The 15,427-nt window shown below is 59.8% G+C and carries 15 protein-coding genes and 3 tRNA genes; 6 read left to right on the plus strand and 12 right to left on the minus strand.

What is annotated here, in order from left to right; translation table 11 throughout:
- The 7 genes from lon to Q8Q83_RS09430 all read right to left on the minus strand — a co-directional run.
- Window positions 1-2,306 (minus strand): endopeptidase La (lon, locus tag Q8Q83_RS09400; RefSeq protein ID WP_305623145.1); only part of this gene is annotated, 2,306 nt, incomplete at its 3' end.
- Between the two features lie 150 nt (window positions 2,307-2,456).
- On the minus strand, window positions 2,457-3,737 hold the full coding sequence (gene clpX / locus Q8Q83_RS09405) for an ATP-dependent Clp protease ATP-binding subunit ClpX (RefSeq protein ID WP_305623146.1): 1,281 nt from the start codon (window positions 3,735-3,737) through the stop codon (window positions 2,457-2,459).
- 107 nt (window positions 3,738-3,844) lie between these two features.
- Window positions 3,845-4,486: an ATP-dependent Clp endopeptidase proteolytic subunit ClpP gene (gene clpP / locus Q8Q83_RS09410; protein ID WP_305623148.1), complete on the minus strand. Its 642-nt coding sequence runs from the start codon at window positions 4,484-4,486 to the stop codon at window positions 3,845-3,847.
- A gap of 91 nt (window positions 4,487-4,577) precedes the next feature.
- Window positions 4,578-5,888 carry a trigger factor gene (gene tig, locus Q8Q83_RS09415; protein WP_305623198.1) on the minus strand — a complete coding sequence of 437 codons (1,311 nt, stop codon included), beginning with the start codon at window positions 5,886-5,888 and terminating at the stop codon, window positions 4,578-4,580.
- Window positions 5,889-6,016: 128 nt separating this feature from the next.
- Window positions 6,017-6,101 (minus strand) — tRNA-Leu (locus Q8Q83_RS09420).
- A 55-nt stretch (window positions 6,102-6,156) separates the two neighbouring features.
- A tRNA-His gene (locus tag Q8Q83_RS09425) sits at window positions 6,157-6,232 on the minus strand.
- Between the two features lie 34 nt (window positions 6,233-6,266).
- Window positions 6,267-6,343 (minus strand) — tRNA-Arg (locus tag Q8Q83_RS09430).
- A gap of 271 nt (window positions 6,344-6,614) precedes the next feature.
- Here Q8Q83_RS09430 and folD point away from each other — a divergent pair.
- The 6 genes from folD to Q8Q83_RS09460 all read left to right on the plus strand — a co-directional run bounded on the left by folD (window position 6,615) and on the right by Q8Q83_RS09460 (window position 10,044).
- Complete coding sequence (folD, locus tag Q8Q83_RS09435; RefSeq protein ID WP_305623149.1) at window positions 6,615-7,469, plus strand: bifunctional methylenetetrahydrofolate dehydrogenase/methenyltetrahydrofolate cyclohydrolase FolD; 855 nt, start codon at window positions 6,615-6,617, stop codon at window positions 7,467-7,469.
- A 216-nt stretch (window positions 7,470-7,685) separates the two neighbouring features.
- The gene (gene tusD, locus Q8Q83_RS09440) at window positions 7,686-8,078 is read left to right on the plus strand and encodes a sulfurtransferase complex subunit TusD (protein WP_305623151.1); all 393 of its coding nucleotides are present in this window, start codon (window positions 7,686-7,688) and stop codon (window positions 8,076-8,078) included.
- A 1-nt stretch (window position 8,079) separates the two neighbouring features.
- A complete protein-coding gene (gene tusC / locus Q8Q83_RS09445; RefSeq protein ID WP_305623152.1) occupies window positions 8,080-8,439 on the plus strand; it encodes a sulfurtransferase complex subunit TusC in 360 nt (119 codons plus the stop codon).
- A complete protein-coding gene (gene tusB, locus Q8Q83_RS09450; protein WP_305623154.1) occupies window positions 8,439-8,738 on the plus strand; it encodes a sulfurtransferase complex subunit TusB in 300 nt (99 codons plus the stop codon). Before tusC ends, tusB begins: the two co-directional genes overlap by 1 nt.
- Window positions 8,735-9,070, plus strand: a complete 336-nt coding sequence (locus Q8Q83_RS09455; protein WP_305623155.1) for a TusE/DsrC/DsvC family sulfur relay protein — start codon at window positions 8,735-8,737, stop codon at window positions 9,068-9,070. The genes tusB and Q8Q83_RS09455 overlap by 4 nt, the downstream gene beginning before the upstream one ends.
- On the plus strand, window positions 9,067-10,044 hold the full coding sequence (locus Q8Q83_RS09460) for a glycosyl transferase family protein (RefSeq protein WP_305623157.1): 978 nt from the start codon (window positions 9,067-9,069) through the stop codon (window positions 10,042-10,044). The genes Q8Q83_RS09455 and Q8Q83_RS09460 overlap by 4 nt, the downstream gene beginning before the upstream one ends.
- Window positions 10,045-10,110: 66 nt before the next feature.
- Here the strand turns inward: Q8Q83_RS09460 and cysG are convergent, their stop codons facing one another.
- The 5 genes from cysG to lolA form a co-directional block, all read right to left on the minus strand.
- On the minus strand, window positions 10,111-11,502 hold the full coding sequence (gene cysG, locus Q8Q83_RS09465; RefSeq protein ID WP_305623160.1) for a siroheme synthase CysG: 1,392 nt from the start codon (window positions 11,500-11,502) through the stop codon (window positions 10,111-10,113).
- A 155-nt stretch (window positions 11,503-11,657) separates the two neighbouring features.
- The gene (serS, locus tag Q8Q83_RS09470; protein ID WP_305623162.1) at window positions 11,658-12,938 is read right to left on the minus strand and encodes a serine--tRNA ligase; all 1,281 of its coding nucleotides are present in this window, start codon (window positions 12,936-12,938) and stop codon (window positions 11,658-11,660) included.
- Between the two features lie 117 nt (window positions 12,939-13,055).
- Window positions 13,056-13,436, minus strand: a complete 381-nt coding sequence (gene crcB / locus Q8Q83_RS09475; protein WP_305623164.1) for a fluoride efflux transporter CrcB — start codon at window positions 13,434-13,436, stop codon at window positions 13,056-13,058.
- Window positions 13,433-14,758, minus strand: a complete 1,326-nt coding sequence (locus tag Q8Q83_RS09480; RefSeq protein WP_305623165.1) for a replication-associated recombination protein A — start codon at window positions 14,756-14,758, stop codon at window positions 13,433-13,435. Before Q8Q83_RS09480 ends, crcB begins: the two co-directional genes overlap by 4 nt.
- 32 nt (window positions 14,759-14,790) lie before the next feature.
- Complete coding sequence (lolA, locus tag Q8Q83_RS09485; protein WP_305623167.1) at window positions 14,791-15,417, minus strand: outer membrane lipoprotein chaperone LolA; 627 nt, start codon at window positions 15,415-15,417, stop codon at window positions 14,791-14,793.
- Window positions 15,418-15,427 lie beyond the last annotated feature (10 nt).

The following is a 15,427-nucleotide window of genomic DNA, read 5'->3' on the forward strand; positions in this document are numbered from 1 at the left end:
GCGTATTGCAGCGCAATTTGCAGGACCTCGTCAATCCATTTAACCGGTTTAATCTGCAAGTCTCGCTTAATATTCTCCGGAATTTCTTTCAAATCGCGCACATTCTCTTCAGGAATGATCACGGTTTTGATTCCACCACGGTGCGCGGCCAGCAGTTTCTCTTTTAAACCACCGATGGCCAATACTTGGCCACGCAAGGTGATTTCACCGGTCATGGCCACATCTGCACGCACAGGGATCTGGGTCAGCGCCGAGACCAGCGCCGTGCACATGCCTACGCCTGCGCTGGGACCGTCCTTAGGCGTTGCCCCCTCGGGCATATGGATGTGAATGTCGCGCTTCTCATAGAAGTCCACAGGCACGCCCAGGCTCTTGGCCCGGCTACGCACCACAGTCTGCGCCGCAGTGATCGATTCCACCATGACATCACCGAGCGAGCCGGTCTTGATCAACTGCCCCTTGCCCGGCACCACTGCCGCTTCGATGGTCAGCAACTCGCCGCCCACCTGGGTCCAGGCCAAACCTGTGACCTGACCGATCTGATCCTGCTGCTCGGCCAGACCATAGCGATGCTTGCGCACCCCCAGGAAGTGCTCCAGCGAATCCGCAGTCGCAATGACCTGGAAGCGCTTCTCGGTGGCATGCTCCTTGACGACCTTGCGGCACACCTTGGCAATCTGTCGCTCGAGACCCCGCACACCGGCTTCGCGGGTGTAGTAGCGAATGATGTCGCGAATCGCGTCCTGCTCGAATGTCAGTTCGGTCTTTTTCAGGCCATTGGCCTGAATCTGCTTAGGCGCCAAGTATTTGATCGCGATGTTGATCTTTTCGTCTTCGGTATAGCCTGGCAGACGGATTACCTCCATGCGGTCCAGCAACGCGGCCGGAATGTTCATGGAGTTGGCGGTGCAGAGGAACATCACGTCCGAAAGGTCGTAATCGACTTCCAGATAGTGATCGTTGAAGTTGTGGTTCTGCTCCGGATCGAGCACTTCGAGCAAGGCCGAGGCGGGATCGCCGCGCATGTCCTGGCCCATCTTGTCGATCTCGTCGAGCAGGAACAGCGGGTTACGCACCCCCACCTTGGTCATCTTCTGAATCAGACGACCCGGCATAGAGCCGATGTAGGTGCGGCGGTGACCACGGATCTCCGCCTCGTCACGTACGCCGCCCAAGGCCATGCGCACGAACTTGCGGTTGGTCGCACTGGCAATGGATTCAGCCAGCGAGGTCTTACCCACGCCGGGTGGCCCCACCAGACAGAGTACCGGGCCCTTGATCTTCTTCACCCGTTTTTGCACCGCGAGGTACTCGAGGATGCGTTCCTTGACCTCATCCAGACCATAGTGATCCGCATCGAGGATGGCTTCGGCGCGCACCAGATCGAGACGCACCTTGCTTTGTGCCTTCCACGGCACATTGACCAACCAATCGATATAGGAGCGCACCACTGTGGCTTCCGCCGACATCGGCGACATCTGCTTGAGCTTGTTCAGCTCGGCAGTGGCCTTGGTATGGGCTTCGGTAGTCAGGCCGGCATTCTCGATACGCTTTTTCAGCTCATCGAGCTCGTTATGCCCTTCTTCACTGTCGCCGAGCTCTTTCTGAATGGCCTTCATCTGCTCATTCAGGTAGTACTCGCGCTGACTGCGCTCCATTTGCTTCTTGACCCGGCCCCGGATGCGCTTCTCGACCTGCAGCAGATCAATCTCCGCGTCCAGCAAGGCCAACACATGCTCGACCCGTGCCGACAGGTCGGTAATTTCCAGAATTTCCTGTTTCTGCTCGATCTTCAGCACCATATGGGCAGCCATGGTGTCGACCAAGCGGCCCGGCTCATCGATGCCATTGAGCGAGGCCAGCACTTCAGCGGGCACTTTCTTGCCCAGCTGCACATATTGTTCGAATTGGCTGAGCAGACTGCGGGTAAACACCTCGGACTCCCGCTCGGCCGCCGCGACCTCGTCAATCAGCTGCACCTCAGCCCGGCAATGCCCGTCAACTTCGATAAAGCGCTCGATCTCACCACGCTGCTCACCCTCGACCAGCACCTTGACCGTGCCATCGGGCAGCTTCAGCAACTGCAGCACGGTCGCCACTGTGCCGACGCGGTAGAGGCCGGCTTCATCCGGGTCATCATCGGCCGGGTTCTTCTGCGCGAGCAGCAAAATCTGCTTCTCACCGGTCATCGCAGCCTCGAGGGCCTCGATGGACTTTTCACGCCCAACGAACAGCGGGATGACCATGTGCGGATAGACCACAACATCGCGCAACGGCAGGAGAGGCAATTCGACGGTTGTCTTCATGATATTCGGCTCTACGGCGGCCATAAGGCCGTAAACAGATGGGATGACCCTTAACCCTAAGATGGGGGCAGCCCAAATAAAAAACAAGCGCTAGCGCAGCAAAAGCAAAGGGGCCCTCAGGCCCCTTGCTTTCAACTTGGTACAAGCTTGTTACGCGTCAGGCGCAGCCTTGGCGGGCAGATCGTGGTTCTCGTAAATCAGCAGCGGCTTCGAGGTACCTTCAATCACGCTCTCGTCGATGACCACCTTGCTGACATCCGACTGCGAGGGAATCTCGTACATGGTATCGAGCAGGATACCTTCGAGAATCGAGCGCAGACCACGGGCGCCGGTCTTGCGCTCCAGCGCCTTGTGCGCCACGGATTTGAGGGCATCGGGACGGAACTCCAGCTCAACCCCCTCCATCTCGAACAACTTGCCGTACTGCTTGGTCAACGCGTTCTTCGGTTCAGTCAGAATCTGCACCAGCGCGGCTTCATCCAACTCATCCAAGGTCGCGATAACCGGCAGGCGGCCAACGAACTCAGGGATCAAGCCAAACTTGACCAGATCGTCCGGCTCAACGGCACGCAGCGACTCACCGATTTTCTTGCCCAGATCCTTGCTGCGCACCTCGGCGTTGAAACCAATGCCACCCTTGGTCGAACGACCCTGAATGACCTTCTCCAACCCAGAGAAAGCACCGCCGCAGATAAACAGGATATTGCGCGTATCGACCTGCAGAAATTCCTGCTGAGGATGCTTACGCCCACCTTGCGGCGGCACGGATGCGACAGTCCCTTCGATCAACTTGAGCAACGCTTGCTGCACGCCCTCGCCCGACACGTCGCGGGTGATCGATGGGTTGTCGGATTTGCGCGAGATCTTGTCGATTTCATCGATATAGACGATGCCCATCTGGGCTTTCTCCACATCGTAATCGCACTTCTGCAACAGCTTCTGAATGATGTTCTCGACGTCCTCACCGACATAACCGGCTTCGGTCAGGGTGGTGGCGTCGGCGATGGTGAATGGCACATTGAGCAAGCGCGCCAAGGTTTCGGCGAGCAGGGTCTTACCCGAGCCAGTCGGACCAATCAGCAGAATGTTGCTTTTACCCAGCTCGACATCATCTTTCTTGTCGCGCTGGTTGAGGCGTTTGTAGTGGTTGTAGACCGCTACCGCCAGAACCTTCTTCGCACGCTCCTGACCGATCACATACTGATCGAGGATGGTGCTGATTTCCTTGGGCGCAGGCAGCTTGTGCGCACTGCTCTCGGCCTGGGCTTCCTGCACCTCCTCGCGGATGATGTCGTTACACAGGTCGACGCACTCGTCGCAGATAAAGACCGAGGGGCCGGCAATCAATTTGCGCACTTCATGCTGGCTTTTGCCGCAGAAGGAGCAATAAAGCAGCTTGCCGTTGTCCTCGCCATTGCGGGTGTCAGTCATTCGATCAATCCAATACGGTAGGCTTAAAACACAAGATGAAGGCAATCGCAGGCATTTTCAAGCCCGCAGAGCGGCTGACTAGCTGTCAGCCGCGCGATCAGCGTCGATTAGTTGGAGGCCTGACGCTTATCGAGAACCTTATCGATAAGACCATAGGCGACTGCCGTCTCACCGCTCATAAAGTTATCGCGATCAGTGTCACGGGCAATCACGTCGATGGGCTGGCCAGTGTGGTCAGCCAGCACCTTGTTCAGGCGCTCGCGGATGGTGAGGATTTCACGGGCGTGAATCTCGATATCCGAAGCCTGGCCCTGGAAGCCACCCAGCGGCTGGTGAATCATCATGCGCGAGTGCGGCAGGCAGAAACGCTTACCCGCTGCACCTGCAGTCAACAGCAAGGCGCCCATGCTGCAGGCTTGACCGATACAGATGGTCGACACATCAGGACGGATAAACTGCATGGTGTCGTAGATCGACATACCGGCGGTCACCGAACCACCTGGCGAGTTGATATACAGGTGGATGTCTTTGTCCGGGTTTTCGGCCTCGAGAAACAGCAGCTGAGCCGCCACCAGGTTGGCCATATAGTCTTCGACGGGGCCAATCAGGAAGATCACGCGCTCCTTGAGCAGGCGTGAATAGATGTCGTAGGCGCGCTCACCGCGAGCCGACTGCTCAATCACCATAGGAACCAAACCGCCAGCGGCTTGGATATCAGGCATCTGTTGCATAAAAGGATTGCGGGACATGCTTGCACTCGCTCCCTAAATAGTCATGTCACAAATACGCATAAGCCAGCACTGAGGCTGGCTTATGGCGTGTTCGAACGAGGTAAAGAAATCAGGCGGCTTGAGGTGCTTCTACCGGCTTGACAGCTTCTTCGTAAGAGACCGCTTTATCGGTCACATTGGCCTTCTGCAAAACAGTATCTACAACTTGCTCTTCCAGCACAACCGAACGCACTTCGTTCATCTGCTGTTCGTTTTTGTAGTACCAGGCCACAACCTGCTCAGGCTCTTGGTAGGCCGAGGCCATTTCCTCGATCATAGTGCGGATGCGTGCTTCGTCCGGCTTGAGTTCGGACTGCTTGACCACTTCTGCCACTACCAGACCCAACACCACGCGGCGCTTGGCTTGCTCTTCGAACAACTCAGCCGGCAGCTGCTCAGGCTTGAGGTTGCCACCAAACTGCTGAACGGCCTGTACGCGCAGACGATTCACTTCGTTGCTGATCAGCGCCTTCGGCACTTCGATCGGGTTAGCAGCCAGCAGACCATCCATCACCTGGTTCTTCACCTTGGATTTGATGGCTTGGCGCAGCTCGCGCTCCATATTCTTGCGAACTTCGGCGCGGAAGCCTTCCATGCCGCCTTCTTTAACCCCGAACAGGGCGAAGAAGTCGTCATTCAGCTCAGGCAGCTGAGGCGCAGAGATGCTGTTGACGGTGACGCTGAACTCGGCAGTTTTGCCAGCCAGGTCCAGGTTCTGGTAATCAGCCGGGAAAGTTGGGGTAATAACGCGCTCTTCACCAGCCTTCACACCCACCAGCGCATCCTCAAAGCCAGGAATCATGCGGCCGGAACCGAGCACCAGCTGAGTGCCCTTGGCGGAACCGCCAGCGAAGACTTCGCCATCGACCTTGCCGACGAAATCGATATTCAGCTGGTCGCCATTTTCGGCGGCACGCTCAACGGCTTCGAAACGGGTGTTCTGCTTGCGCAGGATTTCCAGCATGTTGTCGACATCGGCATCGGCCACATCGGCTTGCAGACGCTCGATGGCGATGGAGTCAAAGCCTGCAACCTGGAATTCCGGGAAGACTTCGAAGGTCGCAACGTATTCCAGATCCTTGCCTTTCTCGAAGGACTTTGGCTCAACGGCCGGAGCGCCAGCTGGGTTGAGCTTCTGCTCAACGACGGCTTCGTAGAAAGTGGATTGAATCAGATCGCCCAGGGCTTCCTGACGCGCAGCGTCTTCATAACGCTGACGGATCACGCTCATCGGCACTTTGCCGGGACGGAAGCCAGGAACCTTGGCGCGACGGGCAGTCTGCTGCAGACGCTTGTTGACTTCAGTCTCGATGCGCTCAACGGGAACGCCAACGGTCATGCGGCGCTCAAGAGCAGAAGTGTTTTCAACAGAAACTTGCATGGATATTCCTCGTTGCACAGACATAAGCCGGCCGTTTACCGGCCCCGAATCAAGGGCATGCATTCTAGAGGGTCAATTTGCAGAAGTCACCCTAGATGCAGGCGGCAAACGGGAGGGAAACTAAAAGATGGTGCGGACGGAGAGACTCGAACTCTCACGCCTTGCGGCGCTGGAACCTAAATCCAGTGTGTCTACCAATTCCACCACGTCCGCGTGGTAAGGCTTTCAAACAAAAACGCCAGGCGGTTAAGCCTGGCGCTTTGGAATATGGGGTGGACGATGGGAATCGAACCCACGACACCAGGAGCCACAATCCTGTGCTCTACCAACTGAGCTACGCCCACCATATTGCATTTTACTTGTGCCAAGACTGCCAAATGGCACGCCCGGCAGGACTCGAACCTGCGACCATCCGCTTAGAAGGCGGATGCTCTATCCAGCTGAGCTACGGGCGCCTATCCATCTGCAAGCGCAGACTTAAAGCTTTCGGCTTCGGAGAAATCTTTTCAGTTTTCGCCTTTGCCGTCTTACCCAGCGACTGGCTGTGCTCGACAAGCGGGGCGAATGTTATAGAGGTGATTACAGGTCGTCAACAGGGAAAGTGAAAAAAATTCAGCGATATAAAGGAGTTACGCGAAAACACTGGCGTGCGCCTTTGCCCCACTGCATGGTCATGCGAGAATACGCGTCCTTTTTCAATCCTTTCTCTATGGTTAACCAAGCGCAATGACCGCACAACTGATCGACGGCAAAGCGATTGCCGCCCGCCTCCGCCAGCAGATCGCGCAACGTGTCGCCGAAAGGCGCCAGCAAGGCCTGCGCGCGCCAGGGCTGGCTGTGATTCTGGTTGGCAGCGACCCGGCTTCCCAGGTCTATGTCTCGCACAAGCGCAAGGACTGCGAGGAAGTAGGTTTTCTGTCTCAAGCCTATGACCTGCCGGCCAGCACCAGTCAGGACGAACTGATGGCGCTGATCGACCGCCTCAACGATGACCCCAGCATCGATGGCATTCTGGTGCAGTTGCCACTGCCGGAACACCTGGATGCCTCGCTGCTGCTGGAGCGCATTCGCCCGGATAAAGATGTGGACGGTTTCCACCCCTACAATATCGGCCGCCTGGCCCAGCGCATGCCGCTGCTGCGCCCCTGCACCCCCAAGGGCATCATGACCTTGCTGCAGAGCACCGGCGTCGACCTGTACGGCATGCACGCGGTGGTAGTTGGCGCGTCCAATATAGTCGGCCGGCCGATGGCCATGGAACTGCTGCTGGCTGGCTGCACCGTCACAGTGACCCACCGCTTCACCAAGGATCTACCGACCCACGTCGGCCAGGCCGACATAGTGGTGGTGGCAGCGGGCAAACCGGGCCTGGTCAAGGGCGAATGGATTAAAGAAGGCGCCATAGTCATAGACGTGGGCATCAACCGCCAGGCAGACGGCAAGCTGATCGGCGACGTGGTGTATGAAACCGCCCTGCCCCGCGCCGGCTGGATCACCCCGGTTCCCGGTGGCGTCGGCCCCATGACCCGTGCCGGTCTGCTGGAAAACACCCTGCATGCGGCGGAACACCTGCATAACTGATCCGCCCTGAGTGCAAAAGCCTCCGACAAGAGGCAGAACGCACCAAGCAAGCCATAGCAGGTAAGCGCCCCGACTGGTTCGGGGCGTTTTCTTTATATAGCGATAAGTGGATGGCTCGCACCGCCCACGGCCACGCAACTGGTTTTTTATGCAGGTGACGCGCATCTTGCTTGCTCAGGCTTTATCATTTCGCCAGATTTTCTTGCTGGATTTGCCATGAAATTCGCCATAGCCCTGTTCTCCTCCCCCCATGCCCCCTCCTCGCGGCGCGCCCTGCGTTTCGCCCAGGCGGCTATAGCGGGCGGGCATCAGATAGTCCGGCTGTTTTTCTATCAGGAGGGCGTGCATAGCGCCTCGAGCAATGTGATCAGCCCTCAGGATGAGCTGGATTTAACCGGCGAATGGCGCGACTTCGTCCGCGAGCAGCAATTGGATGCCGTGGTGTGCATTGCCGCAGCCCTACGCCGCGGCGTGCTGAATGAGCAAGAAGCGCAGCGCTATGGCCGCGCGGCCGCCAACCTTGACGCGCCCTGGGAGCTTTCCGGGCTCGGCCAATTGCATGAAGCGGCGCAACTGGCCGATCGCCTTATCTGTTTTGGAGGGCCTTGAAATGAGCAAGTCCTTGCTGATTATCAGCCGCCAAGCGCCCTGGTCCGGCCCCGAAGCCCGTGAGGCGCTGGATATCGCCCTGGCCGGTGGCGCCTTCGACCTGCCCATCGGCATGCTGTTTCTCGACGACGGGGTGTTCCAGTTGGTGCCAGCCCAGCAGCCCGACGCCCTGCAGCAGAAAGACCTGGGCGCCAACCTGCAGGCGCTGCCGCTGTTCGGTGTGGAATCGCTCTATGTTTCCACCCGCAGCCTGCAAGAGCGCGGCCTCCACGAGCAGAGGCTAAGCCTCGCCGTAGAGCCGCTGGATGATGTCGCCCTGACGGCTCTGGTTGCTCGCTATGACCAGGTGATAACCCTCTGATGGCTACCTTGCATATGCTTTCCCACTCGCCGTTCAGCGACAGCCGCCTGAGCAGCTGCCTGCGCCTGCTTGGCCCAAGTGACGCCCTGCTGCTGTGTGGCGATGCGGTCTATGCCCTGCAACCCGGCAGCGCGCAGCGCCAGGCCCTGGAATTGATGCCGAGCAGCATCGAGCTGTTCGCCCTGGATGAAGACCTCAACGCCCGTGCCATAGATGGCCCACAACGCCTACAGGTGGTCGACTATGCGGGCTTTGTCGAACTGAGCTGCCGCTTCGACAAGGTCAATAGCTGGCTATGAACACCCTGCAGATCGATGGGCGCAGCATCGCCCTGGACAAGGACGGCTATCTGCTTGATCTGGCCGATTGGTCGGAGCCGGTGGCCAAAGCCTTGGCGCAACAAGAGCAGTTATCGCTGAGCCCAGAACACTGGGAAATTCTGATCCTGCTGCGCGAGTTTTATCAGGAATTCCAGTTGTCGCCCGCCAATCGCCCGCTGATCAAGTACGCCGCCCTCAAGCTCGGTCCGAGCAAGGGCAATAGCCTGCACCTCAATCAGTTATTTAAAGGCACTCCCGCCAAACTTGCCGCCAAGCTGGCGGGCCTGCCCAAGCCGACCAATTGCCTATGAACCTTGTAACCCCCGCCGAACACCCCTTCGCCCAATTCGTCCGCGCTATAGGTAAAGGCAAGCGCGGCGCGCGCAACCTGAGCCGCGAGGAAGCCCGCGAAGCCATGGGCATGCTGCTCGATGGCAAAGTCGAAGACACCCAACTGGGCGCCTTCCTGATGCTGTTGCGGCACAAGGAAGAAAGCGCCGAGGAAATGGCCGGTTTTGCCGAAGCGGTGCGCGCGCGCCTGCAGGCACCGGCGATCCAGGTCGACCTGGATTGGCCCAGCTATGCCGGGAAAAAGCGCCACCTGCCCTGGTTCCTGTTGGCGGCCAAAGCCTTGGCCAACAGCGGCGCACGCATTTTGCTGCATGGCGGCGGCGCCCATACGGCCGGACGCCTGTACAGCGAGCAGCTGCTGGAGCAGCTGCATATTCCCCGCTGTCGCAACTGGATCGAGGTTGGCCAGGCGCTGGACCAGCAGCAGTTGGCCTTTATCCCGCTGGGTGATTGGATGCCGCAGCTGCAGCGCATGATCGACCTACGCAATATCCTCGGCTTGCGCTCGCCCATTCACTCGCTGGCACGCATCCTCAACCCGCTGGGCGCGCGCTGCGGTCTGCAGAGCATCTTCCACCCGGGCTATCAGGCGGTGCACCGCGAGGCCAGCCAATTACTCGGCGATTGCGCCCTGGTGATCAAGGGCGAAGGCGGCGAGATCGAAATCAACCCGGACGCCACCAGCCACCTCTATGGCACCGCCAATGGCGAGAACTGGGATGAGGACTGGCCGGCGCTGTCGCCACAGCGCCATGTCAAACCCGAGTCGCTGGAGCCGGCGCATCTAGCCGCCTTCTGGCGCGGCGAAGTGGCCGATGAGTACGGCCAGCTCGCCGTGCTCAGCACCCTGGCCCTGGCGTTACGGGCGCTGGGTGAGCCGCGGGAAGCGGCCTTTAGCCGCGCCGAGCAGATCTGGGCGGCGCGTCAGGCCTGATAGATTGTGAAAAAAATCCCGCCTGCTGCGGCCGCCTCCAAACGCCCGCGACGGCGCTCGATATTTTCACAACCTCTGAGCGCCTTCGAACCAGGCCAGTTTTTCCCGCAACTTCACCACCTCGCCGACTATCACCAGGGTCGGCGCATGCACCTGATGCTCACCAACCAGTTGCGGTAAGTCGGCCAGGGTGCCGGTGAAGACCCGCTGCTTCTGCGTGGTGCCTTGCTGGATCAACGCGGCCGGGGTCTCGGCCGCACGACCATGAGCGATCAGCTGCTGGCAAATCAGCGGCAAGCCCACCAGCCCCATATAGAACACCAGAGTCTGGCTCGGCGCCGCGAGTTCGGCCCAGGGTAAATCGCAGCTGCCATCCTTGAGATGACCGGTGACGAAACGCACCGACTGGGCATAGTCGCGATGGGTAAGGGGAATGCCCGCATAGGCCGCGCAGCCACTGGCGGCGGTGATACCGGGCACTACCTGGAAGGGAATGCCGTGGGCCGCCAGCTCTTCGATTTCTTCACCACCGCGACCGAAGATAAAGGGATCGCCGCCTTTCAGGCGCAGTACCCGCTTGCCTTCTTTGGCCAGGCTGACCAGGCGCTGATTGATCTGTTCCTGGGGTAGTGCGTGCTCGGCGCGCTGCTTGCCCACGTAAATACGTTCGGCATCGCGGCGGCACAGTTCGATAATAGCCGGAGCCACCAAACGGTCGTAGAGCACCACATCGGCCTGCTGCATCAGACGCAGGGCACGGAAGGTCAGCAAATCCGGATCGCCCGGGCCGGCGCCGACCAGATACACCTCGCCCAAGGCCCGTGGCGCAGTGCCGGCGATTTTCGCTTCGAGTTGGCGCTCGCCTTCCTGCAGCTTGCCGGCGAATACACTTTCGGCGATCGGCCCCTGAAACACGTCCTCCCAGAACACCCGGCGCTGCTGCACATCGGGAAACAGCTCTTTGACCCGGACGCGAAAGCGCTTGGCCAAACCGGCCAACTGACCGTAGGTCGCCGGAATCCAGGTTTCGATCTTGGCCCGAATCAACCGCGCCAGCACCGGCGCGTCGCCACCACTGGTGACCGCCACTATCAAGGGGGAGCGGTCGACTATGGCCGGGAAGATCACGCTACACAACTTCGGCGCATCCACCACATTGACCGGAATACCCAAAGCCTGGGCCTGCTCGGATATCCGCGCATTTAGCGGTTCGTCATCGGAGGCAGCAATCACCAGGGCCACGCCTTGCAGATCGGCCTGCTGATAGTCACGCAGCAACACTTCACCGCTGCCTGCGACAGCCATCTCGCTCAGTTCATCACAGACGCCGGGGGCCACAACCCGCAATCTCGCACCGGCATCGCTCAGCAAGCGCGCCTTGCGCAGCGCCACTTCGCCGCCACCGACCACCAGTACCAGGCGATCCTGCAGTTTGTGGAACAGGGGAAGAAAATCCATGACGCACGCTCTCGATCAGACAAAACAAAACGGGGCAGCTTTGGCCGCCCCGTATTCTGCAACTTTAAGCCAGAACCCGTTCAGGATCTCGCGAGCTAGAGTCAGGCCACTTTTAACGCAGGCTGACCGACACGCGGCAGATCATGGACTGGTTCTTAGCCGATCACTTCGATGCCGCCCATATAGGGCTTGAGCACTTCAGGCACACGAATGCTGCCGTCGGCCTGCTGGTAGTTTTCCAGCACCGCCACCAGGGTACGGCCAACCGCCAGGCCGGAACCATTGAGGGTATGCAGCAGTTCCGGTTTGCCGGTTTCCGGGTTGCGGTAGCGCGCCTGCATGCGCCGCGCCTGGAAGTCGCCGCAGTTGGAGCAGGAGGAAATTTCGCGGTACTTGTCCTGGCTCGGCACCCAGACTTCCAGGTCATAGGTCTTGGTCGCGCCGAAGCCCATGTCGCCGGTGCACAGGGCCAGCACGCGGTATGGCAGTTCGAGCAGCTGCAGGACTTTCTCGGCGTTGCCGGTCAGTTCCTCCAGGGCCTGGTAGGAGGTGCTCGGCTCGACTATCTGGACCATCTCGACCTTGTCGAACTGGTGCTGGCGGATCATCCCGCGGGTATCGCGACCCGAGGCGCCAGCCTCGCTACGGAAGCACGGGGTATGGGCGACGAACTTCAGCGGCAGCTGCTTGGCGTCCAGTATCTCGCCGGCCACTATATTGGTCAGCGACACTTCGGCAGTCGGGATCAGGTACAGATCGGCCTCGTTTTCACGGCTGATCTTGAATAGATCTTCCTCGAACTTCGGTAACTGGCCGGTGCCCTGCAATGCCGGCGCCTGCACCAGATAAGGCGTGTAGGCCTCTTCGTAGCCGTGCTCGCTGGTGTGCAGGTTGAGCATAAATTGCGCCAGGGCGCGATGCAGGCGAGCGATAGGCCCACGCAGCAGGGAGAAACGGGCGCCGGACAGCTTGGCGGCGGTCTCGAAATCCAGCCAGCCGTGCTGCTCACCGAGGCTGACGTGATCCTGGATGGCGAAGTCAAAGGCCTTGGGCGTGCCCCAGCGGCGTACTTCGACGTTGCCTTCCTCATCGTCGCCCACCGGCACGGACTCGTGCGGCAGGTTGGGAATGTTCAACAGCAGGCTGTCCAGTTCGAGCTGAATGGCGTCCAGCTCGCGCTTGCCCTCTTCCAGCTCGCTGCCCATGCGATCGACATCGGCCAGCAGCGGCGCTATGTCTTCACCGCGCTGCTTGGCCTGGCCGATAGCCTTGGAGCGGCTGTTGCGCTCGGCCTGCAGTTGTTCGGTACGGGTTTGCACGTTCTTGCGCTGGGCTTCGAGGGCTTCGAAACGCGCTACATCCAGCTGAAAACCACGGCTAGCGAGACGCTCAGCCACTTCGTGGAGTTGGCTGCGTACCAGTTTGGAGTCGAGCATGTTCAGGTCTCAATGCATGTACAAAAGATTGCATGGCCGCAGCCATGTCGCGCGATGCCGCGCAGTTTAAGGCTTAAGGCCCGTGCAGCGCCAATCCACAAGCTGGCGGCGGCGCACTCAGTGGCACAACCGCGCCAGGGTCAGGCCCAGCCAGGCGGCCAATAGCCCGCCCAGTACACTGCATAGCAGATAAGCCATAGCCTCGGCCGCGCGACCATGCTCCAGCAAGTTGAGCATTTCCAGGCTGAAGGAGGAAAAAGTGGTCAACCCACCGAGCAAACCAACAGTCAAGCCGGTGCGCAGCTCCAGGGGCAGATCGGTGCGTAACAGAAACAGCCCCGACAACAAGCCAATCAGCAGGCAACCCACTAGATTTATCGCGAAGGTTGCCAGGTAGTAATGCCGCGGCCAGTGCGCCACCACCCAGCTGGTGGCGAAAAAGCGCATCAAGCAGCCCACTGCACCGCCGCCGGCAACCGCCAAGGCCACACGGATCATGGTTTCCTCCGCTGTTTCGGGCTGGTTCTGTCCTGGTTTTTCAGGTGCTGCAGCTTGTCGCGAATCTTCAGTTCCAGGCCGCGCGGCACCGGCTGGTAATACTCGCGCGGCTCTAAGGCCTCGGGAAAGTAGTCTTCCCCCGCCGCATAGGCATCCGGCTCGTCGTGGGCGTAGCGGTATTCATCGCCATAGCCCAGCTCTTTCATCAACTTGGTCGGCGCGTTGCGCAGGTGCAGCGGCACTTCCAGGGAACCGTGCTCGGCGGCGTCGCGCATGGCCGCCTTAAAGGCGTAGTACACCGCGTTGCTCTTCGGCGCGCAGGCGAGATAGACAATCGCCTGGGCCACCGCCAACTCGCCTTCCGGGCTGCCCAGGCGCTCCTGCACATCCCAGGCATTCAGGCACAGGGTCAGCGCGCGCGGATCGGCATTGCCGATATCCTCGCTGGCCATGCGCACCACGCGGCGGGCGATATAGAGCGGGTCGCAGCCGCCATCGAGCATGCGCGCGAACCAATAGAGCGCACCATCCGGACTGGAGCCACGCACCGACTTGTGCAGCGCGGAAATCTGGTCGTAAAAGGCCTCGCCGCCCTTGTCGAAGCGCCGGCGACTGTCGCCGAGCAGGTCCAGCAGCAATTCGGTGCTGATGGCGCCGCCGTCCTCGGCCAAATCCGCGGCATTCTCGAGAAAGTTGAGCAAGCGCCGACCATCGCCATCGGCGGCGCTCAGCAGGATCTTGAAGCTTTCTTCCGGCAGGCTGAGCTGGCGCTCGCCCAAGCCTTTGGGATCTGTCAGGGCGCGCGCGACCAACTTGCGCAGCGCCGCCTCGTCCAGGCTCTTCAGCACATAGACGCGGGCGCGCGAGAGCAAGGCGTTGTTCAGTTCGAACGAGGGGTTTTCCGTGGTGGCGCCGATAAAGATCAGCGTGCCGTCTTCCACGTAGGGCAGAAAGGCATCCTGCTGGGACTTGTTGAAACGGTGTACTTCATCGACGAACAGAATGGTCTGGCGGCCATATTGGGCAGCATGCTGTTGGGCTATTTCCACCGCCTGGCGGATTTCCTTGACCCCGGAAAGCACCGCGGAAATCGTCTCGAAGTGCGCATCGGACACCTGTGCCAGCAACCGCGCCAATGTGGTCTTACCCACGCCAGGCGGGCCCCAGAAGATCATCGAATGCAGCGCGCCCTGTTCCAGGGCCTCACGCAGCGGCTTGCCGCGCGCCAGCAAGTGCTCCTGGCCGACGTACTCATCCAAGCTGGCCGCACGTAAACGGGCAGCCAGGGGTTGGGCAACAGGAGCCTTACGAAACAGATCCATGACGGGGCTAGGGCCTCTTACTCTTGAGCTCTTTATTCCTGAATCACGTCCGCACCTGGCGGGATCTCGAAAGTGAACAACCCGTCATCCAGCTTTTCGTTCATCTGCACATTGAGGAACAGGATATTGGTGCGCTGACCGATGCTGTCGATCAGCTGCATGTCATTCAGCACCTTGTTGCGAAACGACAGGCGCAAGCTGTCGAACAGGCTGTCTTTCGACTTGGGCTTGAGAATGAAGTCGACCACATTGCCGCCTTCGGTGTAGGTGATGGCGAAGTTCTCGCGAATTTTCGATACATCACCGGACAACAGCAAGGCCGGGGTATGGGTCAGGCGCTGATCCAGGGTCTGGATGGTGACCTGCTCGAGGTCGGGGTCATACAGCCAGACTTTCTCGCCATTGGAGACCAAGAGCTGCTCCATCGGCTCATCGGTGTGCCAATTGAACAAGCCGGGGCGCTTGAGGGACAGTTGCCCGGCGGTTTCCTGCAACTGGGTGCCGCTGCCATCCAGGGTCAGCTGGGAAAAACGCGCGGTGATGGTCTGCGCCTGGTTCAGCAACTCGGTCAGGCGCTGCACCGCCACTTCATCGTCGGCCATCGCGGCGACGCTGGAAAAACTCAAAACTGTCAGCAACAACATGCGAATCAGGCGCATGGGACTCCTT

Origin of the sequence: Pseudomonas sp., from assembly GCF_030696055.1 — a bacterium.
Lineage (GTDB): Bacteria > Pseudomonadota > Gammaproteobacteria > Pseudomonadales > Pseudomonadaceae > Aquipseudomonas.